Source organism: Enterobacter cloacae complex sp. P18RS, from assembly GCF_014982105.1.
In the GTDB taxonomy this organism is placed as follows: Bacteria; Pseudomonadota; Gammaproteobacteria; order Enterobacterales; family Enterobacteriaceae; genus Enterobacter; species Enterobacter hormaechei_C.
Window position 1 is genome coordinate 1 of record NZ_JADCKV010000023.1, and the last position, 25,318, is coordinate 25,318.

A 25,318-nucleotide genomic window follows, 5' to 3' on the forward strand; every position below is an offset into this window, starting at 1 on the left:
TTTCTCTTGATTATAAGTAATGCAGCAAACAGAAATTAGTATGTCGCCAGCCATAGTGAATCCCTTTAATTTTTCATAATATTAATTATTTTGCCAACGGGCGAAACATATTCTCTTTGACAATTAAATCACGAGATCTCTGCTTAATTTTTTTTATGGGATTGCCAGCATATATATGAAAATCTTCACAATTTTCTTTTACAAGAGAAAGAGCTCCAATCGCAACTCCATTACCTATGGTTACACCTGGTAAAACAATCGTACCTGATCCAATGATCGCGTGTTTACCGACAGAGACTGAGGCATGCTGTACATTAGTGAATTGCGAGGGAACCATCGGATTAGTCATGAATTGACCAGAGTAATCATCGTTACTTGAGTAAATGGAAACCCGTGATGAAATATTTGAGTAATCCATTAACGTAATTCTCCCTGCACCAATCAGAGACGAATATACCGCTATATGTACATAATCACCGATAAAAACGCCTTCTGCTCCTGCGGAAATAACACAAAAATCATCTATACGGACATTATTCCCGATATGGATTTTAGATATACCGTAGAAAGACGCTTTCGTTGAGATGAGAACATTTTCCCCAACGGAGGCAAACCCCATCTGTTCAATTTCTTCACGGGTTAATATAGCCATACTACCCTCGGATAATTTTTATAATACGAGAGAAATCATTGTCATCCAATTCGTTGAAAATTGGCAGACACAATACCTTATCCGAAACAGTATTAGACAAAGGCAAATTTTCAACAGCTGCGGATTCAATTCCTCGGTACATTGGCATATTGCTAATCAGAGGATAGAAATAACGACGCGATAAAATATTATTCTTTTTTAACTCAAGATAGAGCTCATCCCTGGTCATCCGGAACTCAGGCTCGATCAGGACAGGAAAATAAGAATAATTACTGTTAGAGTGTACAGAAGCAGCAGGAACAGTAATACCCTTAATTTGTGCAAGCTCCTGCCGGTAGGCCAGATCTATTTTTTTACGCTGCTCAATAGCACTATTGATATGTTTCAACTGTACTAAACCAAAAGCAGCATTGATCTCACTCATTTTACCGTTGATACCTGGCGCAGTGACCGTCAACTCGTCAGCAATACCAAAATTCTTCAACCTATCAATACGCTGCTTGGTCTTGGCGTCCTGACAAATTATTGCGCCGCCTTCAAAGGTGTTGAAGACCTTTGTAGCATGGAAACTCAGGATGGACATATCACCAAAGCGTAAAATACTCTGGCCTTTATACTTTACGCCAAAAGCATGTGCTGCATCATAAATCACGCGAAGCCCATAATTATCAGCAATTTCCTGAATTGCTTCTACATCGCATGGACTGGAATAGCAGTGCACTGGCATAATCGCGGTTGTATTAGGCGTAATAGCCGCTTCGATTTTCTTCGGGTCAATGTTGAATGTGTCGGGATCAATATCAACGAATACCGGCTTCAGTCCGTTCCATAGAATAGAATGACTAGTGGCAATGAATGAGTACGGTGTGGTAATCACCTCACCTGAAATACGTAATGCCTGAAGCGCTGTGATTAACGCGATTGTTGCGTTATTAAAAAGAGAAATGTACTCAACATCTAAATACTCGCACAATTCTTTTTCAAGTTGCTGGTGGAAAGGACCATTATTTGTTAACCACTTATTATCCCATATTTTTTCAAGATAAGGAATAAATTCACTTAGCTCAGGAAGAAAGGGTTGAGTCACTGGTATATTTTTCATTTAGTTTTCTCTATTCTCTGATAGACAACACAATCTTATATAATTTTCTTTGCGTGTGGTAAATCATTCCGATATATATACCAGGCGCTAAAGTCAACATAATTACTATCTGCCATATATCCTGCATTGCAAGGTGCATGGCAATTAATTTGGCCATAAAGCAGGAGATCATTGTTATTAACCAGATGGGCGACACTTCTTTAAATTGTCGCCAGACCGTTAAACCAGTCAGTTTTCCGGTGTAATAAGTATTTAATACGAGTGCAAGGTAAGAATGAATCAATAAACCAAAACACATTATGTAAATGCTGTAATTCATCGTTAATGCGACTATTGAAATCCCGATCACTTTTTTAATTATTTCCAGCTTCAGGAACAAATCGCTACGACCTTTCACCTGTAAAACATTCAGGTTTATGGCATGGATTGGATAAAGCATATAAGCCAGGGCAAGGATTGTCACAAGACCCGCTGCTTCATGCCATTGCGAACCTAACACCAGTTGAAGCAAAGGTTGTGCGAGTATTGCAACACCAGCCATTAATGGAAAGATGAACAACGCAGCCACTTTCATTGTGAGCAGGTAGTATTCGTCCATTTTATGACTATCTTCCTGCATATGACTAAACATAGGATACGTTACACGCTGAATAATATTCGTCATCGTCATGGCAGGGATGCTTGATATCTGGTTGGCCTGCGTAAATTGACCAACATGTTCAGCGCTGAATTTCTTGCCGATAATTAATTGATAAACGTTGTTATAGGCTGTATCAAGCAGTCCGGATAGCAATAACTTGCCGCCAAAGCCAAACAGATAATCAAATGATTTTTTTGAAAAACTGAGGGCTGGAACCCAACGTGTTATAACATTAAGAAATAGTGCACTCAGAACTGACGCCGACAGGGTTTGTGCAACCAACGCCCATACGCCATATCCTTTCCAGGCTAAAATCAGCGCAACGACACCGCCTAGTGTAACTGAACAGATCGACGCTTTTGCCTGCGCTTTGAAATTCATCGATACTGTCAAAATCGTTCTGGGCACAACCGAGAAACTATTAGCTATGAGCGTTAAGCCAATAACTTTAGTTAACAACACTAAGTCAGGCTGCTGATAAAAATCTGCTATATATCCTGCTGAGAAAAAAAGCAAAGTATAACAGCAAACAGCAACAATAATATTGAAATAGAACGCAGTCGAGTAATCGATATTCGTGCGGTCTGTCTTTCTAATCAGTGCTGAACTAAAGCCGCTATCGATAAACACCTGACCAATAGCAATAAATATGGCTAACATTCCAATGAGACCAAAAGCTTTTGGCCCTAATAGGCGAGCCAGTATCAGCATCAGAAAAAGTTGTACACCCTGGGAGAGAATCCTCTCCAGGGCACTCCATTTTAAACCATTAACGGTTTTATTCTTGAGTTCGGACACTATTCGTTACTTAATCAGTTGGGACAGATATTGACCGTACCCATTTTTGGACATTAAGGCAGCCTGTTTTAATACCTCTTCCTTAGCCAGCCATCCATTGTTATAAGCAATCTCCTCAAGACAAGCAACTTTAAACCCTTGTCTGACTTCGATTGTCTCGACAAACTGTGCCGCTTGTAAAAGGCTTTCATGCGTCCCTGTGTCTAGCCAGGCAAAGCCACGTCCCAGCATTTCTACAACGAGGTTACCCTTTTCAAGATACATCTGGTTGATTGAGGTAATTTCAAGCTCCCCCCGTTCTGAAGGTTTCACCCGTTTTGCAAATTCAACCACTTCGTTTGTATAGAAATAAAGCCCAGTGACAGCATAATTACTTTTTGGTTTTAAAGGCTTCTCTTCTATCGATAGCACATTGCGGTTTTCATCGAACTCAACGACGCCAAAGCGTTCTGGATCTTTAACCTGATAACCAAACACCGTTGCTTTAGAGGTCGCACGGACCGCGGCTTCTTTTAACTTAGGAGAGAACCCCTGACCATAGAAAATATTATCGCCTAAAACCAGACAAACGGGATCAGTACCGATGAATTCTTCACCAATAATGAATGCTTGTGCCAATCCGTCTGGTGAAGGCTGAATCGCATACTGTAAATTCAGGCCCAGAGTTGCCCCGTTACCAAGAAGACGAATAAATCCTTCCTGATCTTCAGGCGTCGTAATAATTAAAATATCTCTTATGCCTGCCAGCATTAATACCGATAATGGATAATAAATCATCGGTTTATCATAAATAGGTAATAACTGCTTAGAAACCCCCATTGTAATAGGATACAGACGCGTTCCCGAGCCACCCGCAAGAATAATTCCTTTCATTTTATACTAACCCCAGACGCTCACGTTGATAACTACCATCCTGCACTCGCATGCACCAATTTTTATTTTTCAGATACCATTCCACGGTCTTACGAATTCCGCTTTCGAACGTCTCTTCAGGCTTCCAGCCCAGTTCCACCCCAATTTTATGCGCATCAATCGCATAGCGGCGGTCATGTCCTGGGCGATCGGCAACATACGTAATTTGATCGCGGTAAGAGCCTTCTTTCGGCACGATCTCATCCAGCAAATCGCAAATAGTGTGCACAACGTCCAGGTTCTGCTTTTCGTTATGACCGCCGATGTTGTAAGTTTCCCCCGGTTTACCCTGCGTCACAACGGTGTAAAGCGCACGGGCATGGTCTTCAACATAGAGCCAGTCACGGATCTGATCGCCTTTGCCGTAAATCGGCAGCGCTTTTCCGTCCAGCGCGTTCAGGATCACCAGCGGGATCAGCTTTTCCGGGAAATGATACGGACCGTAGTTGTTTGAACAATTGGTGACAATTGTCGGGAAACCGTAGGTGCGCAGCCAGGCGCGAACCAGATGGTCGCTGGACGCTTTGGAGGCAGAGTATGGGCTGCTTGGCGCGTAGGCCGTGGTTTCAGTGAACAGCGGAAGCTCTGAGGATACCGGGTGTTCATCCGGGTGCGGCAGATCGCCGTATACTTCATCGGTGGAGATATGATGGAAGCGAAACGCTTTTTTCGCCGCGTCATCGAGCGTTGACCAGTAAGCACGGGCAGCTTCCAGAAGCACATATGTCCCAACAATGTTGGTTTCAATGAATGCCGCCGGGCCGGTAATGGAACGGTCTACATGGCTTTCTGCCGCCAGATGCATTACCGCATCCGGATTATGCTCAGCAAAAATACGATCCATAGCCGCTTTATCACAAATATCTGCATGCTCAAACACATAACGTTCACTGGCGCTGACATCGTTAAGGGACTCGAGGTTGCCGGCATACGTGAGTTTATCCACATTGACGACTTGGTCATGGGTATTTGTAATAATATGTCGTACAACCGCTGAGCCGATAAAGCCGGCTCCACCCGTCACAAGAATTTTCACGTTATCTATTCCGTTTTGTAGATATGTCGAGATATTGGCGTTCTGAACCCTGGTATTAATTCAGGTTTCAGAAATTTTGCACGCTACCGCCCCTGGCTTGACAGCTACCAGTGCACTGAGCGCGTGTTGAATATAAGATTGACTGTCTGATTTCAGACAAAAACTGGCGTTAATTGTCGTCCTAAATGGATTCGGAAACAAGCACAAATCGTTACAAATCAGCCCAGATTTGAAGCAGATAACTCTCTGTTATTATAGGAATTAATAGCAAAAAGCGGCAGCCATCATTTTAGTTATGTAACAACATAACAAGATGATGGCTGCCGCGCATGAAGTCTTTCAGGCTGCGGAAGAAGTATTAGTCGTTAGCCAGCAGCTTCTCAATCCGGCTTCTGAACTTCGCCCCTTCCTTCAGGTTACGCAGGCCATAGTTCACAAAGGCCTGCATATACCCCATTTTCTTACCGCAGTCATAGCTGTCGCCGGTCATCAGCATGGCATCAACCGACTGCTTCTTCGCCAGCTCAGCAATCGCATCGGTCAGCTGGATACGATCCCAGGCGCCCGGCTCAGTTTTTTCCAGCTCAGCCCAGATATCCGCATTCAGCACATAACGGCCTACCGCCATCAGGTCGGAGTCTAGCGTCTGCGGCTGATCGGGTTTTTCGATAAACTCAACGATCCGGCTCACCTGCCCTTCCGTCTCCAGTGGCTCTTTGGTCTGAATAACGGAATACTCAGAGAGATCGCCCTTCATACGTTTCGCCAGCACCTGGCTGCGGCCCGTCTCGTTGAAGCGCGCGACCATTGCCGCCAGGTTGTAACGCAGCGGATCGGCGGAAGCGGTATCAATAATGATGTCCGGCAGGACCACGATGAACGGGTTATCACCCACCACCGGGCGCGCGCAGAGGATTGAGTGGCCCAGACCCAGCGGCTGCGCCTGACGCACGTTCATGATGGTCACGCCAGGAGGACAGATAGACTGAACTTCTGCCAGAAGCTGACGCTTAACGCGCTGCTCAAGCAGCGCTTCGAGTTCATAAGAGGTGTCGAAGTGGTTCTCAACGGCATTCTTCGAAGAGTGCGTCACCAGAACGATTTCTTTGATCCCCGCAGCAACAATCTCGTCGACGATGTACTGAATCATCGGCTTGTCAACGATCGGCAGCATCTCTTTAGGAATGGCCTTTGTGGCGGGCAACATATGCATGCCCAAACCCGCTACCGGTATGACTGCTTTCAAATTAATCATTATTTCTTCCACCTTAAAATGGTTGACGAATTATAGCTTTTAAACCTGTTTTCGCCAGCATGTTTTGCCGTAAATATGGAGTAATCCTAGGTCACCCCACCACAAATTACAGTAGTTGTAATCTGAATAGATCGCGATTCCGTACCAGGAATAGTCGCAAAATAGGCTCTAGGATTACCTGTGCGGCAGCGCAAAATTCAACCGTTCCGTATTCACCACGTGTTGATCGACCCGATCAATATCCACCGAACTCTGCCCCTTTTCATTAACCGCTTTTATGTTCGCGAGCGACAACAGCGTCTCGTTTTTGGCCATAAACTTCCCACGCACGTCTTTGCGCAAGTCGAAGTTCATCTTAAGCGCTGGTCCCGTCGCTGACTCCTGCATCACGTTGATATCACGCAAGAAAAGGTGCTGTGGCTTGTTGTGCAGCTCAAGCGTTGCTCGCTGCATGTTGACGTTGGTGATGGCAACAAACGAGGTGGCATTGCCGGAGGAAATCTGTATCCCGCGCAGCTTATAGGCCAGCTGGCGGTTATCCAGGCGAATATCGTTAAGTTTGAAGTTTTGCGGTATCGACAGATAATCGCCCTTGATCACGCCATACCCGATTAACATTCCGGCGCTGTTCACCATATCGATATTATCAATAACGAAATTATCACAGCCATAAATAGCTACCGTCGCGTTATCAATTCCGGCCTTTTTACTGAAGTCGGGGGTAATATTGCTGGCCTTGATATTACGGATCACAAAGTGTTTACCGTTTTCAACATGGACCAACTGCCGACAGTTGCTGCCGGTGATATTTGCCACCACGAAGTTTTTAACGGTCTGCTGTTCCGGATAGTCATTGTCGTACGTGCTGCCAGCCAGCCCAATGCCTATGCCCCAGTTGATCTTGCCGTTTGTGCAGTTGATGTTATCGATCACGTGGTCAGAGATCAGGATATTGCGGTCGTTAATCGCCACGTTCCACTCAATCGCGTCCCCCTGCAAGTGGCTGAATTTACTGTTGGTAATGCGCGCACCGTCCACCTGATTATGAAAACCCTGGCGCAGAATGGCGTAGTTGGCCTGGCTCACGGAAATACGATCGATAAGCAGGTTACGCATCACTCTCGGCTTTTTACCGCCGATGTAGATCTGGGTGACGGGGCCGAAGCCGCTCATTGCCAGCCCTTTAATGACACAGTCGGAGCCACGCACGTCCAGCGTAATGTTATGCGTGCGCCCCTCTCCTTCTCCAATGACCTTACAGCCTTCCTGGAGCACAAACCGCCCGCGGCCGTTGCCCTTCAGCGCACCGCGGATCAGCAGGGTTTTGCCATCAGGAATGAAAATGCCGGTATTGATGTTTTCACAGGTTAACCCGGCGGGAACAACAACGGTATCGCCCTCGGTAAATGCCTGCTTAAAGGCGGCGATCCAGTCGTTATTGTTGTAGCGATCGACAGAAACCGTCTTCCCGGTTGCCGCCCGCACAGCGCGGGGCGACAGCAGTGGCATGGCAGCCAGGACGGATAAAGAAGAGACAAATCGGCGTCGGGTAATCTTTTTCAGCATACAACCTCAGCGTTACAGCGTTTGCAGCAGGCTCGCTAACTGGCGATTAATCACCTGCTGATTGAATTCTGCTTCAACTTTTTGCCGCGCATTTTGCAGCACAGGGATCAGCGTCTGCTGATCGATATCACTGAACGCAGCCAGACGATCCGCCAGCGCCAGCGCATTGTTTTCAGGGACCAGCCAGCCGGAGTGTTCAGAGGTGATCAGCTCCGGGATCCCGCTGTGCAGGGTCGAGACCACCGGAATGCCGACCGCCATCGCCTCCATCAGCGCCACGGGAATGCCTTCCATATCGCCGTCAGCGCCGGTTACGGAAGGCAGCAGGAACACATCCGCATCATCAAGCATGGCTTTCACTTCGTGGCTCGGCTTGAAGCCCGGCATCTCGACCACGTCTTCCAGCTGATACTGTTCAATCAGCGTGCGCAGGCGACGCTCCCACGGCCCGATGCCCAGGATGCGGTAGTGGAAGTCCACTCCGCGCGCCTTCAGCTGGCGACAGGCTTCGATGGCTACGTGCAGCCCTTTCTTTTCGGTCAGGCGGGCAACAGAGATAATTTGCAGCGGCTTGCCCGGCACCTTGACCGGTCGCTGAGTGAAACGTTCCATATCCACGCCCATGCGTGAAACGGTGATTTTCTCGCTCGGGCACCCCATGGTTTTCAGGCGTCCGGCCCACAGGTTGCTTATTGGCAGCATCATGTCGCCACGGCGAAACAGCTGCTGATATTCCGGCGTGTAGTGGTTCAGTACTTCCCGGCTGGAGATGTCGATACCGTGGAAAATGGTTGCGATTTTGCCGTCAATCACCCCCAGCTCACGCAGTTTTGCCGCAGTGACGCCCGCCGGGCCAAAGTGGGCGATAAAGACATCGGCCCGGTACGGCTGGGCCGTTTGCCCGCAAATGGCGGAAAGGATCAGGTTGCGGGCCTCCGCCCCATAGCGCGACATATTCAGCGCCCGCCACGTCGAGGCGCGATGAAGGCCGCGCAGCGTCTGGCTGGCGCGATGGCGCAGTTTGTTCAATCGTCCGGCGGGTTCATCCTGCAACCAGCGGGTTTTCGCCTCCAGCCCATACCGGGTATACGCCGCATGGGTGTTTTGCGTATCGCCCTTTTGCAGGGCGATAATCTCCACGTCATACCCCATATCGATAAACGCGGTGATTTGGTTCAGCACAAAGGTTTCAGACGACAGCGGAAATTTCAGTAAGAAGAAACCAACCTTCATTTCCCCTCCCGGACGCGGTCGAGTACGGATTTCACCATGCCAATACCTTTTTCGCGTTCGGCTTTTACCGCCACCGCCAGACGTTCGTTGATCGCAGGCAGCTGGCCGAGCGTGTCGCCCACCATCGCCCCCAGCGACCCGTCCAGCAGATGACGAATATCGACGGCCATTTCCGGCATGCCGAGCTGCTGCATAATACCCGCGGACTTGTGTTCGTAGTTAATGGCGATGGCTGGCGTGCCGAAGTTCATCGAGATAATGGCCGAGTGCAGACGCGTGCCCACGGTCAGGTCGCAGGCGGAGAGCAGCTTGCCCATCTCCAGATCGTTCAGCTCGTCCATCACCACGTGATAGCGGGACGGATCGTTCACCAGGTTGCGCAGGTTGAGCGCCACCATACGGTCATCTTTGTTGTAGCTGTCGATACCGGTACAGGTGGAAAGCGCCAGCACCTGGTAACCGCTGTCCAGCACGCGGTTCACCACGTCGGCAAAGGCTTTCTCGTACGCCGCCTGGGTCGTGCCGAGGCGTTTATCGAACGGCGCAAGTTCACGCAGGGTAATGGCGACGGTTTTCTGCTTTGCCGCCACGTCCAGCCAGTGCTGTACCGCGTAGCTGGCCTGGAAACTGTCATCCTGATGATCCACCAGCCAGGCGGTGTCCACACCGTGCTCCACTTTGGTGGTGTCGATTTCACTGCGTTTCATCATGTCGAGGCTGACCGATTCACGCAGGATCAGCGCGTCGCAGTGGCCGAAGACATAGTTCGCCAGCTGGTTAAACTGCGGATCCTGGAATGGCCCGACGCTGTGGCCGATCATAAACAGCGGCTTTTTCGCCATGAACGTACAAAGTGCATGCTCAAACTGTGGCACGCCGTACAGATCGACGAAGAACGAACCGCCCACCTGAATAATGGCGTCATAGCCGGACAGCAGACGAACAAAATCGGTAAAGCCCTGCGCGATGGCAATGTTGCGCAGCTTGCCGGTGTCGGTCACGCGAGAAAGCAGCACCTGATGCTGGTAGCGGCGACGCAGCACTTTCTTCACGCGCCCCATCACGCCCGCGGCGTTGTTGTGCTGTTTCATCTGGCTGTAGAGCGGGTCGCCCATCACCGGGCGGTTCAGTAACCAGGATGAGCTGACCGGATAACGGCTCATCACATCCACTTCTGTCTCAGGCTTAAGGGTGTTAATTGCATCCAGTAAACCGCGCAGGATGGCGCTGTCGCCACGGTTGCCGCAGGTATGGTTGCCAAGAATAAGTAATTTCATAATGGCCTCGTAAAATTAGCCTGCGCGAAGCAGCGTTTTCATTTTTTCGTTACGGCAAAACTGGCGCTTCATCTCGACCACCAGCGCATTGCGTGACAGCACAATCATCACGCCGAACGCCAGCGCGCCTGCCGCGACCTGCACCGCAAGCAGCGCCGCCAGCGGCAGATGCCCGTTGAGCACCACGCCCAGGCCGTAGCTCACCGCAAGCGTCGGTAAGGAGAGATAGAACGGCAGCCACAGGCTGAGAATGTACTGACGGTAGCTGGAGCCCAGCACCGGTTTGATCATCACGAAGTAGCTCAGCACGGTATTGACGATTTGCACCAGCAGGAAGCCGAGCGTCACGCCAATGGCGCCCGCCGTGTGGCCGCCCACAATAATTGCCGGAATAAACAGGAAGGTTTTAAACACGTTGAACTTGAAGCTGATATCCACGCGCGCCTTCGCCATTAGCAGAGAACCAATCGGGTTCCCCACCGAGCGCAGCAGCCCCACGACGCACAGCAGTTGCAGGATCGGGATGATGCTGTTCCACTTCTCGCCAAACACCAGCGGTACGAAATTGCTGGCAACCACCATCAGCCCCAGCAGCACCGGGAAGTTGATGATCCCCACAACGGAGAGCAGCTTGTAAAAGTTCACGCGCAGCTTTTCGGTATCGTCCTGAATTTTGGCGAACGCCGGGAACAGCACGCGGGTAATGATAGGGTTGAGCTTCATCGGCGGGACAACCGCGACGTTATACGCCAGGTTGTAGCCACCCGCGACGCTCGCGCCCAGAATGCGCGCCAGCACCAGCGTGGAGAGGTTAGTATTCACGTAGTTGATAATGCTGTCTGCCGTCAGCCACGCGCCGAAGCGCAGGTTGGATGAAACAGACGCCAGTGAAAAATGCAGCCCCGGGCGATAAATCTTACGGCCAAAGAAGCCAAACAGCAGCGTGCGCACGGCAGAGTTAACCAGGTAGCCGAGGATGGCGGTCATCGCCAGCGGCCAGAAATGGGCGCTGACCACGGTGAAGGTAAAGCCCGCCAGTACGGCGCTGGTTTCAATCATGCCGATTTTGTTGAACTCCAGCTCTTTCTGCATCAGCGCGCGGAACTGCTGCCCGTGCGGGATCACCACGAAAGCGAACGACAGGGTGCGCATCAGCGGCGCCAGGTCCGGGTTATGCAGCACGCCGGCAATCACATCGCTCAGCAGGAACACCAGCACAAAGACGAAGATACCCAGCCCGACGTTCAGCCAGTAGAGGGTGGTCAGCTCCAGATGGCTGATCTCTTTGCGCTGGATAATGGAGTTGGCGATACCAAAGTCCGACAGCGTATCGGCCAGGGCGATAATCACCAGCGAGACGGTCAGCAGACCAAACTGGTGGTTATCGATAATGCGCGCCAGCACCGTCATCTGCACCAGGCCGAGGCCAATGATGACTATGGTGGCCATGGCTGACCATTTCGCGCCGCTGATGGTTTTTTCTCGTAAGCTCATCTTAGTACGCCGCTTTGTTCACGAAGCCTTTGAAAATGGTCAGAAAAACAATCTTGATATCGAACCAGAGGCTCCACTCGCGGATGTACTCCAGATCGAACTCGATACGTTTTTCCATTTTTTCCAGCGTGTCGGTCTCGCCGCGCCAGCCGTTGATCTGCGCCCAGCCGGTGATGCCTGGCTTCACCTTATGGCGCAGCATGTAGCCTTCAATCAGGGTGCGGTACTGCTCGTTATGGGCCACGGCGTGAGGACGAGGCCCGACGATGGACATCCCGCCGGTGAACACGTTGATGAACTGCGGCAGCTCATCGAGCGAGGTACGGCGCAGGAAGTTGCCCACGCGGGTGACGCGCGGATCGTTCTGCGTCGCCTGGGTCACCACCTTGTCGTTCTCCATCACCTTCATGGAGCGGAATTTCCACACCATGATCGGCTTACCGTCCATGCCGTAGCGGGTCTGACGGAAGATGATCGGCCCCGGCGAGCTGAGCTTCACCGCCAGCGCAATGCAGCACAGCACCGGGGAGATGAGCAGCAGGATCAGGGACGAAAGGACGATATCTTCCACGCGCTTCAGCACGCGGTTAATCCCCGACAGCGGCGTGTCGTACAGTGGAACAACCGGTACCCCGTTCACCTCTTCAATACGGGAGTGGAGAATATTGAAGGTGAAGACATCCGGGATGAGGATCACCGAGCAGGTGGTATCCGCCAGCTCGCGCATCAGTTTCTTGATGCGGGATTCATCTTTCATCTGCATGGCGATGTAGACGTTATGAATTTTGCCGGCTTTCGCATCGTCAATAAGCTGTTCGTAGTTACCTGCCCAGTCGGACGGCACGCCGCCGGGCTTCGCGTCGTGATAAATCCCGACCACTTCAAAACCTAACCACGGCTCTTTGCGGAAGCTGTCGAGCAACACCTGTCCCACCGGCAGGTCGCCCGCCACGGCAACGAAGCGACGGTTATACCCACGGTTGCGCAGCCAGCCCGCGCCAAAGCGGATCAGCGAGCGGCAGACCACCATGCCAATGCTGGTTAACAGATACCAGCAGAGATAGGTCACAATACGGTTATCAAAATCATGGCTGAACGCCACCAGGCCTGCGCTGAAAACCAGGCTTAAGGTCCAGTTCTGGAGCAGCAGCATCAGTTCGGTGGTCATTTTGACGCCGCGCCATGAACGATAAAAATCGGTCATGCCGCCGATCATCTGAAACACCACCAGCGCAATCAACGCCATCAGCAAGTGCATGTATAAGAACGACTGCCCGCTGACCCAACACACCGCCCACAGTCCGCCGACCATGATGGTGATATCAGAAAAACGCTGCACCATAGAGATTAACGATGCATTCGTTCTCGCTCGTTCGCGCTTTTTTAGATTTGTCATCGTTGTTCCTTTAGTTCTAAACCTTACCCCTCACCCTACCCCTCTCCCCAAAGGGGAGAGGGAACTTGAACACCCTCTCCCCTTTGGGGAGAGGGCTGGGATGAGGGGCAGTTTTTACTGATTCAACAGCGCCAGAATGTCCTTCGTTCGGGCTTCCATCAGCGCGGTATCGGCGCGGGACTCCACGTTCAGGCGCACCACCGGCTCGGTGTTGGAGGAGCGTAGGTTGAAGCGCCACTGCGGGAACGCCATGCTGATACCGTCGGTACGGTCAATCTCCAGCGCATGAATGGCAAAGTGGTGCTCTACGCGGGCAATGGCCTCAGCGGGCTGCGCCAGTTTGCTGTTGATCTCGCCGCTCGCCGGGAACGCCGCCATGCGGTCGCGCACCAGTTCGCCCAGACTCTTCCCTTTCAGGCACAGCAGCTCAGTCACCAGCAGCCACGGGATCATCCCGCTGTCGCAGTAGGCAAAATCACGGAAATAGTGGTGGGCGCTCATCTCGCCGCCGTAGATGGCGTCTTCCTCACGCATACGCTCTTTGATAAACGCGTGGCCGGTTTTGGACATCACCGGCTCGCCGCCCGCGGCCTTCACCACGTCGACGGTGTTCCAGGAAAGACGCGGATCGTGAATGATTTTCGCCCCCGGGTTTTTCTCGAGGAACGCTTCCGCCAGCAGGCCAACGATGTAGTAGCCTTCGATAAACTGCCCTTTCTCGTCGAACAGGAAGCAGCGGTCGAAATCGCCGTCAAAGGCGATACCCATATCGGCGCCGTGCTCAATCACCGCGTTGCGGGTGTCGTCGCGGCACTCCGGCAGCAGCGGGTTAGGAATACCGTTCGGGAAGTTGCCGTCAGGCGTGTTGTGCACTTTGACGAAGGTCACCGGCACGTTCAGCACCTTAAAGCGGGCTTCAAGTGCATCGACAACCGGGCCTGCCGCGCCGTTGCCGGAGTTAATCACCAGCTTCAGCGGTTTGAGGTTCGCCACGTTGATGTAGCCCAGCAGGTGGTCGATGTACTCTTTTTGCAGGTTAATCTGCTTATAGCTGCCGCGTGTGGCTTCATTCACCGGCGGGAAGTCGTTGGCCTCGGCCAGACGCTGCACGTCACGCAGGCCGGTGTCGCCGCTGATAGGACGCGCGCCCTTGCGCACCAGCTTCATGCCGTTGTAGTCCATCGGGTTATGGCTGGCCGTCACTTCGATACCGCCGTCCACGCCCAGGTGAAAGGTGGCAAAATAGATCTCTTCGGTACCGGAAAGGCCGATGTCCAGCACATCGACGCCCGCGTCCTGTAGCCCTTTCGCCAGCGCCAGCTTCAGGGAAACGCTTGTCAGACGCACGTCGCCGCCCAGCACGATAGTTTTTGGTTTCAGGTATTCGCCGTACGCGCGGCCGATGCGCCACGCAATGTCTTCGTTCAGCTCTTCGCCCAGCTTGCCGCGAATATCGTAGGCTTTAAAACAGGTTAATTTTTCCATGATGACCCCTTTTTCAGGCAACAGTTGGCCCTGACCATGTAATGGCCAAATTTATTTTTGTCATTCGTAGGCCCGGTAAGCGCAGCGCCACCGGGCATGATGCGGAGTGCTACACGCGCCCGTAGCGATCCTGGAAGCGGATGATGTCGTCCTCTTCCAGATAGGAGCCGGAACGCACCTCAATTAAGTCGAGCGGAATTTTCCCCGGGTTTTCCAGACAGTGCGTGGCGCCCAGCGGAATATAAATGGACTCGTTTTCACCGAGCAGCTTCACTTCACCGTCGATGGTCACTTTGGCGGTCCCCGCCACCACCACCCAGTGTTCGGCGCGGTGATGGTGCATCTGCACCGATAGCCCTTCTCCCGGCTTCACGGTGATGCGTTTCACCTGGTAACGCTCGCCGGCGTCGATGGAGTCATATTTGCCCCACGGGCGGTAGACTTCGCGGTGAATATGGTGTTCGTGGCGGCCATCGGCCTTGATCTGCTCCACCACTTTTTTAACGTCCTGCACGGCATTACGGTCGGCAATCAGCACCGCGTCTTTGGTCTGCACGACCACCAGATCCTTCACCCCTACCGTGGTGACGAGGCCAGATTCGGCGTAGACGTAGCTGTTTTCCGTTTTGTGGCTGATCACATCCCCGTGATGGACGTTACCCTCCGGGGTATGCGCGCTGATCTCCCACAGTGACGACCAGGAGCCGACGTCGCTCCAGCCCGCATCCATCGGTACCACTACCGCATCTGCCGTACGTTCCATTACCGCATAGTCAATGGACTCTTCCGGACAGGCGAGGAAGGCTTCTTCGTCCACGCGGATAAAATCGAGATCCGGATCCACCACCGCCATCGCTTTTTCGCAGGCGCGCAAGATATCCGGGCGATATTTTTCCAGCTCTTCCAGGTAGCGACCGGCGCGGAACAGGAACATACCGCTGTTCCAGTAGTATTCCCCGCTGGCCACGTACGCCTGCGCGGTTTCCAGATTCGGTTTTTCGACAAACTGCGCCACGTCAAAGGCCACGCTGTCGCCTTCACCAGGCGTAACGCTGCCGCGGCGAATGTAGCCATAGCCGGTTTCCGGGAGATCCGGCACGATGCCGAAGGTCACCAGCTTGCCGTTCTCAGCGTAAGGAATCGCGGCGCGTACCGCATCGCGGAAGGCCTCTTCCTGCTGGATGACGTGGTCAGCCGCCAGCACCAGCATCAGCGGGTCGCAGTCCGGGCTGCTGCGTTTTGCCGCCAGCGCCGCAAGGGCAATGGCAGGCGCCGTGTTGCGTCCGGCAGGCTCCAGAATGATATTTTCGGTCAGTTTGTTCAGCTGGCGCAGCTGCTCGGCAACGATAAAGCGGTGCTGTTCGTTACAGATCACCACCGGGCTTTCACACTCCACGCCGTGCAGACGGTTAACCGTCGTTTGCAGCATGGTGAGGTCGCCTTTCAGGCACAGAAATTGTTTTGGATAAAGCACGCGGGACAGTGGCCACAACCGGCTCCCGGATCCACCCGCCATTACGACCGGATACAAAGTGGTTTGACTCATGATTTATCCCCGTATATCTGCAATAAATTGGCTCAGCACGTTCTCTTTCTCGAGCGTGCGTTCGGCATATTCACGTGCCACCGTGTTCTCTTTTGGCATGGCGAGTGCCTGCTCAATTCCGGTCACCAGCGCAGGAACCGATTCCGGCTCCACGCAAACGGCAATGCCCGGGTAGCTGTTGCACAGCTGGCCTAATTCTGTTGCGGCTTCTGCCGTAATCACCGCGTTTCCGCCCACTGCCAGAATGTTTGTCAGCTTGGACGGCAGCACCGCATCCGCCGCGCCGCGTTTTTGCACCACCAGATGGCAATCCGCCATTTTCAGCAGCGCGGGCAGCGCGTCATAAGACTGAAGCGGGAAGAAGCGGATGTTGGTCAGTCCGCGCTCGCTGGCCATTTTTTCCAGCCGCGCTTTACCGCCGCCCTGCCCGACTATCACGAACATCCACGGGTGTTCGCTCAGCTGAAGCGCGGCGTCAATCACGCTCTCCAGCCCCTGTTTTTCGCCGATGTTGCCTGAGTAAAGAATGATTTTTTGCTCAGCAGGCAACCCGAGCTGCGCGCGTAACGCCTGCGCATCCTGGTCTGTCACATCGCGGAAGCGCGCCACTTCGGACCAGTTCGGAAAGAAGATCACTTTTTCCGCCGGGACGCCCTTCTCCTGCGCCTTGTTCATCATTGAGCGCGAAATGGTCGAGACGTAATCCACGTTGTGCAGACCGCTGCGCTCAAAGGCGCTGGCGAGCTTCGCCACCTTGCCGCCCTTGCCTTTCCCGGCCATCCCCAGCCCGAGCATGGCGTCCACTTCATAATCCTGAATGTGCAGCAGGGTGCGCGCGCCGGAGAGTTTGCCCAGCAGGCGCATGCCTGGCGTGCAGAACAGCGTCGGCACCACGCCGATGATGCGATCCGGCTTCCAGCGTCGCTGCGCCATCAGCGGGAAGAAACTGCTCAGGGCAAAGCTGCCCAGATGAATTAAACGTTTCAGCGTCGAGGGCTGTTTCGGCACGTAGAGCGGGCAGCGCCAGACGGTCGCGGCGCCTTCTTCGCGGCGGTAGCGCCAGCTGGAATAGCGTTCGCCTACCTTCCACTCCGGGTAATACGGCGGGGCAGTAATCACCCGCACGTCATGTCCCTGGCTCGCCATCCACTCGACCATCTCGCCGGTGTATTTCCCGATACCGGTAAGCTCCGGCGAGTAGTTAATTCCGTAGACGAGGATTTTCATAGACCTGGCACCTCGGCCTGACGTTCCGCAAGGAAGTACGCCCGACTGTTGTCATGGACGTTGTCGCTTGCCAGCAGCGCCTCTGGCGTTAACCAGCGGTAATCGTCATGCTGAGAATCAGGCAGAAGCAGGTCTGCCTCACTCACCTTCAGGCGGAACCCCAGCACGATGTAGTGCGTGGTGAACCCGGTGCCTGAAAAGTTATCGTCATAGAAGTGCTGCCAGACCCCGTAAAACTGGCCCGCTGCCATCGGCAGTTGCAGGCCCAGTTCCGCCAGAGTGAGACGCTCAAACGCATCGGTAAGCGTCTCATCCTTCTGCACGCGCCCGCCGGGCACGAACCAGAAGCCCTGTGCAGGACGATTGGTTCGTTTCCCCAGCAAGAACTCGCCGCGTTCGTTCTCCACGATCAAATCAATTGAGATCAGCGGAGTGGAACGCACTACCGTGGCAAAATCTTCCTGACTTAAAAACATCATTACCCCCGGAAGCGGTGCTGGTTTTCCAGGAACCACTGGTAGGTGCTGGCCAGCCCCTGCTCCAGTGAGACCTCGTGATACCAGCCCAGCTGATGCAGACGGGTCACGTCCAGCAGCTTGCGCGGCGTGCCGTCCGGTTTGGTGGCGTCAAACACCACGCGTCCTTTGTAGCCCACCACCTGCGCGATGGTCTGCGCCAGCTCGCGAATGGTGCAGTCCACGCCGGTCCCGACGTTAATGTGCGACAGCATCGGCTCGGTGTTTTCCTGCCACACCTCGCGATCCAGCTCCATGACGTGAATGCTGGCCGCCGCCATGTCGTCCACGTGCAGGAACTCACGCATTGGCGTACCGCTGCCCCACACCACCACGTCCGGGGCGTTTTCGGCAGTCGCCTCGTGGAAACGACGCAGCAGCGCCGGGATCACGTGCGAATTGCTCGGGTGGAAGTTGTCGTGCGGTCCGTACAGGTTGGTCGGCATCACCGAGCGATAGTCGCGGTTATACTGACGGTTGTAGGATTCACACAGCTTGATCCCGGCAATTTTGGCAATCGCATACGGCTCGTTGGTGGCTTCAAGCGTGCCCTGCAACAGTTCGCTCTCGGCGATCGGCTGCTTCGCCATTTTCGGGTAGATACAGGATGAGCCGAGGAACAGCAGCTTATTCACGTTGTGCAGATGCGCCGCGTGAATGATGTTGCTCTCAATCATCATGTTCTCGTAGATGAAATCCGCCGGGTAGGTGTTGTTAGCGACAATGCCGCCCACCTTCGCCGCCGCCAGATACACCTGGTCGATACGTTCGCTGGCGAAGAAGTCCTGCACCGCAAGGCTATCAAGCAGGTTCAGCTCGTCGCGGGTGCGAACAATCACCTCAACGTCGCCGCGCTGTTCCAGCTGGCGAACAATCGCGGAACCCACCATTCCGCGATGACCGGCGACAAAAATACGTTGTTTTGTCATTCTCAGGACTCCAGCGCGATGGCAACCTCGTAGCCATGAGACTTGAGCAGGGAGTGTTTTTTCGCTGCTTCAAGATCTTTGGCCACCATCTCGGATACCATTTCTTGCAGGGTGGTTTCTGGTTTCCAGCCCAGCTTCTCGTGCGCTTTGGTTGGGTCGCCCAGCAGGGTTTCCACTTCAGCAGGACGGAAGTAACGCGGATCAACCTGGACAATCACGTCGCCTGGCTTCACGCCCGGTGCGTCGTGGCCGGTCACGGAAACAACGATACCCTTCTCTTCCACGCCGGTGCCTTCGAAGCGCAGCTTGATGCCCAGCTGTGCCGCAGCCATCTCAACGAACTGACGCACGGAGTACTGCACGCCGGTCGCGATCACGAAGTCTTCTGGCTGTTCCTGCTGCAACATCATCCACTGCATTTTCACGTAGTCTTTCGCATGGCCCCAGTCACGCAGGGAATCCATGTTGCCGAGGTGCAGGCAAGACTCCAGGCCCTGAGCGATGTTGGCGATCGCGCGGGTGATTTTGCGGGTCACGAAGGTTTCGCCGCGACGCGGAGATTCGTGGTTGAACAGAATGCCGTTACAGGCGTACATGCCGTAGGATTCACGGTAGTTCACGGTGATCCAGTAAGCGTACAGTTTCGCCACAGCGTACGGAGAACGTGGGTAGAACGGCGTGGTCTCTTTCTGCGGAATTTCCTGCACCAGACCGTACAGCTCAGAGGTAGATGCCTGGTAGAAGCGGGTTTTCTTCTCAAGACCAAGGAAGCGAATCGCTTCCAGCAGACGCAGCGTACCCATCGCATCCACGTCAGCGGTGTACTCCGGGGACTCGAAGGAAACCGCAACGTGGCTCATTGCCCCCAGGTTGTACACTTCATCCGGCTGTACTTCTTGCAGGATGCGGGTCAGGTTGGAGGTATCGGTCAGGTCGCCGTAGTGCAGATGGAATTTCGGGTTTGCCGCATGCGGATCCTGGTAAATGTGATCGACACGCTCGGTGTTGAATGAAGAGGCACGACGCTTAATACCGTGAACTTCATACCCTTTTTCCAGTAACAATTCTGCCAGGTAAGAACCATCTTGTCCGGTAACGCCGGTGATGAGAGCGACTTTAGACATGTTTATATTCCTCTGTACTTATCAAAGTTTTTCAGTTTCAACGCGTTCGCGTATCACCACTGCGGGGTTGCCACGGCAAATTTTATTTGCCGGAAGCGATTTAAAAACGCTGCTGCGGGCACCGACTACCGTGCCATCGCCAACAGAAACACCGGGTGCAACAAAGACGTCTGTTGCCAGCCAGCATTTTTCACCGATCACAACAGGCGAAGCGGTAATATCAAAATGCGGGCTCATAAAATCGTGGCTGCCGGTGCACAAATAACACTTCTGTGAAACCACCGAATTTGCGCCAATCGTAATCTCGCCAAGGGTATATAACACCGCGTCATCCCCAACCCAGGCGTAATCCCCAAGCGTTAATTTCCAGGGATAAGTAATTTTCACCGAAGGTCGAATGACTACGTTTTTTCCTATTTTTGCGCCAAACAGACGCAGTAAAAATGCGCGCCAGCGGTACAGTATTTGCGGCGACCAGGCAAATAACGTTGCCTGTACAGCCCACCACAGTTGAACTTTAATACCGCTCCCGCCCCGAAAACCTTTCGGCACGGAGAATCCATTTAATTCCTGCATTACGTTTCCTTATATCTCAGGCTTTGTTATATAAGGCTTTCGCTTTACCCGTCGTTTTCAGACGTAAGAAATAAGATAATTCCGCCCAGAACCCCGGCACGCGTAATATTTTACGCTGCACGTTTTTGGCATCCTGGCACAGTTCCAGATTATTCGAGGTTGACACGCCACCCATTGAAAATTCAGATACCAGTCCTTTAATTCGACGGAACGGGTAGCCAGATTTGTACAGGCTGGCGGCCAGGGCATAATCTGATGACACTTTATAGCGCAAATCGTAAGGCTGTTTTTTCAGGCCGCTCATTGGGAAGAAAATAGCCTGATGGCTGGCCGGCAGGCTGTGGTAGATATACCAGCCTGGTTTCGCGCCGCGCAGCACTTTTTTCCCCTCGCCGAAATCAAGCAGCGCATCACCGATAAACATGGCATCTTCTTTCTGGCGCGCCAGCTGACGGGCAAACAGCGCCACATCTTCATGGAACACATCGCCGGAATTGAGGAAGATCGCGTAACGCCCCTGCGCCATGTTGATGCCTTTATTCATGGCATCGTAAATACCTTTATCTTTCTCGCTGATGTAACGTAAGTTGAACTCACCGTTGAGTTTTTCCAGGAACTCCGCCGTGCCGTCGTTCGAGCCGCCATCGACCACGATCCACTCAAAAGTGAGGCTCGGATCGCGCGCCAGGTTGCGCAGCGAGCGCCAGGTTTTTACCACCCCTTCGTAGTTACGAAAGGCGACAGTAATGACGCTAAGAAACATAAATCACCTCATTTCGTCATACGCTCGTAATATTCAGCGCTTTGCGCAAAATAAACGGACATACAATTAAGAATGCATATTCCGGGCTAAATATTGACCCGGTAAAAAACAACGACACCGGTGTGAACAGATAAAGTTGCACGCGAAAGTTCTGGTTATCACCAAACGCGTTAATCATCATTTTGAAAACTTTAAACAGATACCACAGTGTCAACAGTACGGCGAACCAGGAAAAATAGATAATTAACAGATACAGACCATTGTCTATGGTTTTACCGACATCCGCACCGTTAAAGATTCCGAATGATGCAACATATTCGTAAAGTGAGCCGAATCTTACTACGCCATCAATATGGGTTAAGGAATAACCCACCATCACCAGTGGACCAATGATGCGATAATAGGACGACGAACCTTCCGTTCCCAAATCACCCAGACGTTCAGAAATGTACGGAAACGCAAATATTACGCCCACTAAAAATACCGTCAGAGAGATTATCGCCAGCGGCAGTTTTTTCTTAATCGCCTCTTTGTTCAGGTACTGGAACGCCCACTCCAGCAGGTAAAACAGAATAAACGTCATTACCCCGGAGAACGACCCTGACAGAACGATTCCTGCAAGAATCATAGCATCGGTCTTGGGGGTTTTGATACCGAACTGTTTGATGCTGAGCCAAATTGAGATTAATGCCAGAGCAAAAAACGCCGGTTCAAAATAGAGCGCGGTTGTACGCTTGCCACCAAACTTAATGAAGTTCAGTACATAGCTGTTACTGTATATAAGATATTTCGAAATTATTTCCATCAGGCTACTGCCGCCTGTGAGAATAATTTGCGCCATCTCCATTGCCGCAAGCACAACAATCAGCCCGACGACAATATAAAAGAATCTGAGGATTTTCCTATAATTGTGCGGAGAAATAGTTTTAAAGCGAATACTCCACACCATGCCAATAATGATAACGATATAAACAAACAGCATGGTGGAGGTGACATATTTGCTGGCGTCCAGCGACTGACCAAAGATGTAGTTAAACGCCGTCAGACCAAACCCGATGCCCAGTGAAATCATCAGCTTTTTGAGGTTAAGCTTGTCAACGTAAAGCAACAGCAGAACCGGCAGGAAGGTGACGATAGTGATCGGGAAGCTTTCACCGAGCTGGGCAATCTTAACGTTGACCAGCAGGTAGATCAGCGGCAGCAGCAGATAACTACAGATTCTGATAGAACGAGACATACTCCTCCAGCATCTGTTGTCCACTGTACGCTTTGCGGCTACGGTTGCGGAACGATTCCAGGTCCGTGCCAAAAACAGCCTGCGCGATATCGGCCTTCGACAACTGCACCAGCGGCAGCACCTCATTTTCACTGAAGGTTTTACCGCCGGATTTCTCCAGCACTTCCCGCGCGGCGTCGCTGTGGGTGGCGATCACCGGTACGCCGATGGAGAGCGCTTCGCACAGGATCAGCGGGTAGTTGTCCACGCGGGAGCTGAACACCAGCGCGTCCATACCGTTCAGCGCGCTCATCAGTTTGCGCTTGTCGGTTTCAAACCCGTGGTTCACCACGTTAGCGCCATCAAACGGCGAGAATTTGCCAAAGGTATGCAGCTCAATTTTGTCGCCGAGCGCCATCATGTCGCGCACCAGCTGCTGGTTGGTTTTGCCGTCGTAGCGCAGGTCATGGGCGACGACCGCAATTTTCGGCCTACCGGGGGTAACGGCTACGGGCGTCAGTTCGGCCAGGATCGCTTCCGTTGCCACATCAATACCGTTGTTGATGATCTGGCAGCGCCCTGCTCCGTACAGGCTATTAAAAGCGTCCGCCACGTGCTGGCTTGGGGAGATAAAGGTGCAGCCGAGCGAGAGCATATCGCGGAACAGCTGACGCTTACCCTCAACCAGCTGATGCGCGCGATCGACCTTCACAGGCGGGTAGTTGCTGAGCGTAGGGCATTTCTGGCAGTTATCTTTCCAGCCTTCGCAGCCGTCGGTAAAGGCGCAACGTCCGGTCACGCTCCAGTGGTCGTGCAGCGTCCAGACAAATCGGGTATCCGGCTTGTGCGCCTTCACCTTGCCACAAAACGCCACCACCTCTTCCAGATTCAGCCAGTAGCTGTGCAGCACGTGGAAGTGCAGCACAACCGGGCCGCGAGTGCGGGTGACGGTGCGGTAGAGATTATTCAGGTTGCCGAACAGGTCGCGGTTAAACAGGCGGAACAGCGCAATATTGGCGATGGAGGTCAGACGTGGCGTCTGCTTCAGCACCTGCGGATAGTTATCATGGCTGACGCTTTTCTTGCCGCCTTTACCGTAACCGTAAACAAAGCGCGACTGGAGTCCTTTTTGCAGCGCGCGCTGGTGCAGATCCAGCGCTACGCCTGCCGCCCCGCCCTCTGCGAGGCGTACGTTAAATTGCAGAATGTTCATTTAATCACCTTCACGCGGGCTTTCTCGCCCACCACCAGCGCGTTGTCCGGAATGCTGTCCAGCACCACGCTGCCTGCGCCAATCGTCACGTTATTGCCCACGGTAATGTCCCCGATCATCACCACGTTGGCGCCCAGCTCGACGTTATTGCCAATCACCGGGCAGGCCAGGCTGTCTGGCCCGCGGTTGCCGATTGTCACCCCGTGGCGAATGGTGAAATCATCACCCGCGACGACGAACTTGTTGATGACCACCGCATAGCCGTGATGAATGGTAAAGCGGCGGCCAATGGTGGCAGCGGCCTGAATTTCATAGCCAAAAAAGCATTCGGTGATGATGCGGTACAGCACCAGCACCGGCGCGGCCCAGATATTGTTCAGCACATTTTTTTTGCGCCACACCGAGCAAAAGTGCGCAATACGGTAGGCCAGAACCATGCAGCACGGGCGCAGGCTCCAGCTGTTAGCGCGGCAATCTTCCAGAAACATTATTTCCCCCGAAGCCCGTCAGCCAGACGCTTGCCGTTACGCACGGAAAGCAGCGTCAGCAGCGTGCGCCAGTTCATGCGCTTATTACGGATCTGATACAGGGTGAAGAGCTGATACTTCCGGCTGGCACGGTCAAACTTGTCCTTGTGCTTGCGGTAAAAATGGAAGTAACCCGAGAATTTCTTCGGCGACGAGGTGATTTGCATCTCCCCGTGATTGATGTGCAGGATCTGCGTGGCCTCTTCCACCTTCCACGGCTCGCCGTACTCCACCACCATCCGCAGGAAGATGTCGTAATCCTGCGCGGCCTTCAGCTCGGTATCGAACAGGCACTCCTTAAAGCGCCATGCCCAGGTAAACACCTGATTGCCGATAATGTTGCGCTTGTAGAACAGGCGGCGGGAATACGGTGATTTCGGATACAGCGGCAGGCTGGCCGGCTGCGAATAGACCTCGCCCTGGCAAACATAGTCATTGGCATACAGAAACGCGTGGGTCACCAGCTGCGCTTTGTGCGACAGGAAGATTGACAGACGGTTTGGCGTCCATTCGTCATCGTCGTCGATACCGGTCAGATACTGCCCTTTCGCCTGCATAATCGCCTGGTTGCGCACCGCACACGCCCCGGAGTTGATGGCGTTGTGGGTGTACACCACGCGCGGGTCGTTCAGGTCTTCAACAAACTTTTGCAGTTGTTCGTAAGAGGAGGAACAGTCATCCACGATAATCAGTTCCCAGTTATCGTAATCCTGACGCAGGACCGATTTAATCGCGCGGATCGCCAGCTGCTGACGATTCCATGTCGGCATATAGATAGAAATCAAAGGGCGTTGTGTGGTCATGGTCTTCCCCTTATCCCTCACCCCGACCCTCTC

Annotated in this window: 23 protein-coding genes; all 23 read right to left on the minus strand. The window is 52.9% G+C overall.

The window, feature by feature from the left end:
- Positions 1-85: 85 nt before the first annotated feature.
- The 23 genes from INF61_RS17560 to wcaA all read right to left on the minus strand — a co-directional run bounded on the left by INF61_RS17560 (position 86) and on the right by wcaA (position 25,285).
- The gene (locus INF61_RS17560) at positions 86-652 is read right to left on the minus strand and encodes an acyltransferase (RefSeq protein ID WP_193547958.1); all 567 of its coding nucleotides are present in this window, start codon (positions 650-652) and stop codon (positions 86-88) included.
- A gap of 1 nt (position 653) precedes the next feature.
- Positions 654-1,754: a dTDP-4-amino-4,6-dideoxy-D-glucose aminotransferase VioA gene (gene vioA / locus INF61_RS17565; protein ID WP_045308623.1), complete on the minus strand. Its 1,101-nt coding sequence runs from the start codon at positions 1,752-1,754 to the stop codon at positions 654-656.
- Between the two features lie 10 nt (positions 1,755-1,764).
- On the minus strand, positions 1,765-3,192 hold the full coding sequence (locus tag INF61_RS17570; RefSeq protein WP_193547959.1) for a lipopolysaccharide biosynthesis protein: 1,428 nt from the start codon (positions 3,190-3,192) through the stop codon (positions 1,765-1,767).
- A 6-nt stretch (positions 3,193-3,198) separates the two neighbouring features.
- The gene (gene rfbA / locus INF61_RS17575) at positions 3,199-4,065 is read right to left on the minus strand and encodes a glucose-1-phosphate thymidylyltransferase RfbA (protein WP_017383284.1); all 867 of its coding nucleotides are present in this window, start codon (positions 4,063-4,065) and stop codon (positions 3,199-3,201) included.
- A 1-nt stretch (position 4,066) separates the two neighbouring features.
- Entirely contained in the window at positions 4,067-5,140 is a 1,074-nt protein-coding gene (rfbB, locus tag INF61_RS17580; protein ID WP_193547960.1) for a dTDP-glucose 4,6-dehydratase, read from the minus strand.
- Between the two features lie 358 nt (positions 5,141-5,498).
- Positions 5,499-6,395 (minus strand): GalU regulator GalF, encoded by an 897-nt coding sequence (gene galF, locus INF61_RS17585; RefSeq protein WP_017383282.1) that lies wholly within the window; start codon positions 6,393-6,395, stop codon positions 5,499-5,501.
- A gap of 174 nt (positions 6,396-6,569) precedes the next feature.
- Positions 6,570-7,961 carry a colanic acid biosynthesis protein WcaM gene (gene wcaM, locus INF61_RS17590; protein ID WP_063848005.1) on the minus strand — a complete coding sequence of 464 codons (1,392 nt, stop codon included), beginning with the start codon at positions 7,959-7,961 and terminating at the stop codon, positions 6,570-6,572.
- Positions 7,962-7,973: 12 nt separating this feature from the next.
- Complete coding sequence (wcaL, locus tag INF61_RS17595) at positions 7,974-9,194, minus strand: colanic acid biosynthesis glycosyltransferase WcaL (protein ID WP_047726988.1); 1,221 nt, start codon at positions 9,192-9,194, stop codon at positions 7,974-7,976.
- On the minus strand, positions 9,191-10,471 hold the full coding sequence (gene wcaK, locus INF61_RS17600; RefSeq protein ID WP_006811234.1) for a colanic acid biosynthesis pyruvyl transferase WcaK: 1,281 nt from the start codon (positions 10,469-10,471) through the stop codon (positions 9,191-9,193). Before wcaK ends, wcaL begins: the two co-directional genes overlap by 4 nt.
- Before the next feature lie 15 nt (positions 10,472-10,486).
- Positions 10,487-11,965 carry a colanic acid undecaprenyl disphosphate flippase WzxC gene (wzxC, locus tag INF61_RS17605; RefSeq protein WP_033487316.1) on the minus strand — a complete coding sequence of 493 codons (1,479 nt, stop codon included), beginning with the start codon at positions 11,963-11,965 and terminating at the stop codon, positions 10,487-10,489.
- 1 nt (position 11,966) lies between these two features.
- Positions 11,967-13,361 (minus strand): undecaprenyl-phosphate glucose phosphotransferase, encoded by a 1,395-nt coding sequence (wcaJ, locus tag INF61_RS17610; protein WP_063151660.1) that lies wholly within the window; start codon positions 13,359-13,361, stop codon positions 11,967-11,969.
- 114 nt (positions 13,362-13,475) lie between these two features.
- Entirely contained in the window at positions 13,476-14,846 is a 1,371-nt protein-coding gene (gene cpsG / locus INF61_RS17615) for a colanic acid biosynthesis phosphomannomutase CpsG (RefSeq protein ID WP_193547961.1), read from the minus strand.
- Between the two features lie 109 nt (positions 14,847-14,955).
- Entirely contained in the window at positions 14,956-16,392 is a 1,437-nt protein-coding gene (gene cpsB / locus INF61_RS17620; protein ID WP_017693088.1) for a mannose-1-phosphate guanyltransferase, read from the minus strand.
- Between the two features lie 3 nt (positions 16,393-16,395).
- Complete coding sequence (gene wcaI, locus INF61_RS17625; RefSeq protein ID WP_022651482.1) at positions 16,396-17,619, minus strand: colanic acid biosynthesis fucosyltransferase WcaI; 1,224 nt, start codon at positions 17,617-17,619, stop codon at positions 16,396-16,398.
- A complete protein-coding gene (locus INF61_RS17630) occupies positions 17,616-18,095 on the minus strand; it encodes a GDP-mannose mannosyl hydrolase (RefSeq protein ID WP_193547966.1) in 480 nt (159 codons plus the stop codon). Before INF61_RS17630 ends, wcaI begins: the two co-directional genes overlap by 4 nt.
- A gap of 2 nt (positions 18,096-18,097) precedes the next feature.
- Complete coding sequence (locus tag INF61_RS17635) at positions 18,098-19,063, minus strand: GDP-L-fucose synthase (protein ID WP_032671736.1); 966 nt, start codon at positions 19,061-19,063, stop codon at positions 18,098-18,100.
- 2 nt (positions 19,064-19,065) lie between these two features.
- Positions 19,066-20,187 (minus strand): GDP-mannose 4,6-dehydratase, encoded by a 1,122-nt coding sequence (gene gmd / locus INF61_RS17640; RefSeq protein WP_003863514.1) that lies wholly within the window; start codon positions 20,185-20,187, stop codon positions 19,066-19,068.
- A 21-nt stretch (positions 20,188-20,208) separates the two neighbouring features.
- Complete coding sequence (wcaF, locus tag INF61_RS17645) at positions 20,209-20,763, minus strand: colanic acid biosynthesis acetyltransferase WcaF (RefSeq protein ID WP_015572376.1); 555 nt, start codon at positions 20,761-20,763, stop codon at positions 20,209-20,211.
- 16 nt (positions 20,764-20,779) lie between these two features.
- Entirely contained in the window at positions 20,780-21,526 is a 747-nt protein-coding gene (wcaE, locus tag INF61_RS17650; RefSeq protein WP_003863510.1) for a colanic acid biosynthesis glycosyltransferase WcaE, read from the minus strand.
- A gap of 16 nt (positions 21,527-21,542) precedes the next feature.
- The gene (wcaD, locus tag INF61_RS17655; protein ID WP_015572375.1) at positions 21,543-22,763 is read right to left on the minus strand and encodes a colanic acid polymerase WcaD; all 1,221 of its coding nucleotides are present in this window, start codon (positions 22,761-22,763) and stop codon (positions 21,543-21,545) included.
- On the minus strand, positions 22,738-23,955 hold the full coding sequence (gene wcaC, locus INF61_RS17660; RefSeq protein ID WP_017383273.1) for a colanic acid biosynthesis glycosyltransferase WcaC: 1,218 nt from the start codon (positions 23,953-23,955) through the stop codon (positions 22,738-22,740). The genes wcaD and wcaC overlap by 26 nt, the downstream gene beginning before the upstream one ends.
- Positions 23,952-24,443, minus strand: coding sequence for a colanic acid biosynthesis acetyltransferase WcaB (gene wcaB / locus INF61_RS17665; protein ID WP_003863505.1), 492 nt, complete (start codon positions 24,441-24,443; stop codon positions 23,952-23,954). Before wcaB ends, wcaC begins: the two co-directional genes overlap by 4 nt.
- Entirely contained in the window at positions 24,443-25,285 is an 843-nt protein-coding gene (gene wcaA / locus INF61_RS17670; RefSeq protein ID WP_017383272.1) for a colanic acid biosynthesis glycosyltransferase WcaA, read from the minus strand. The genes wcaB and wcaA overlap by 1 nt, the downstream gene beginning before the upstream one ends.
- Between the last annotated feature and the right edge of the window lie 33 nt (positions 25,286-25,318).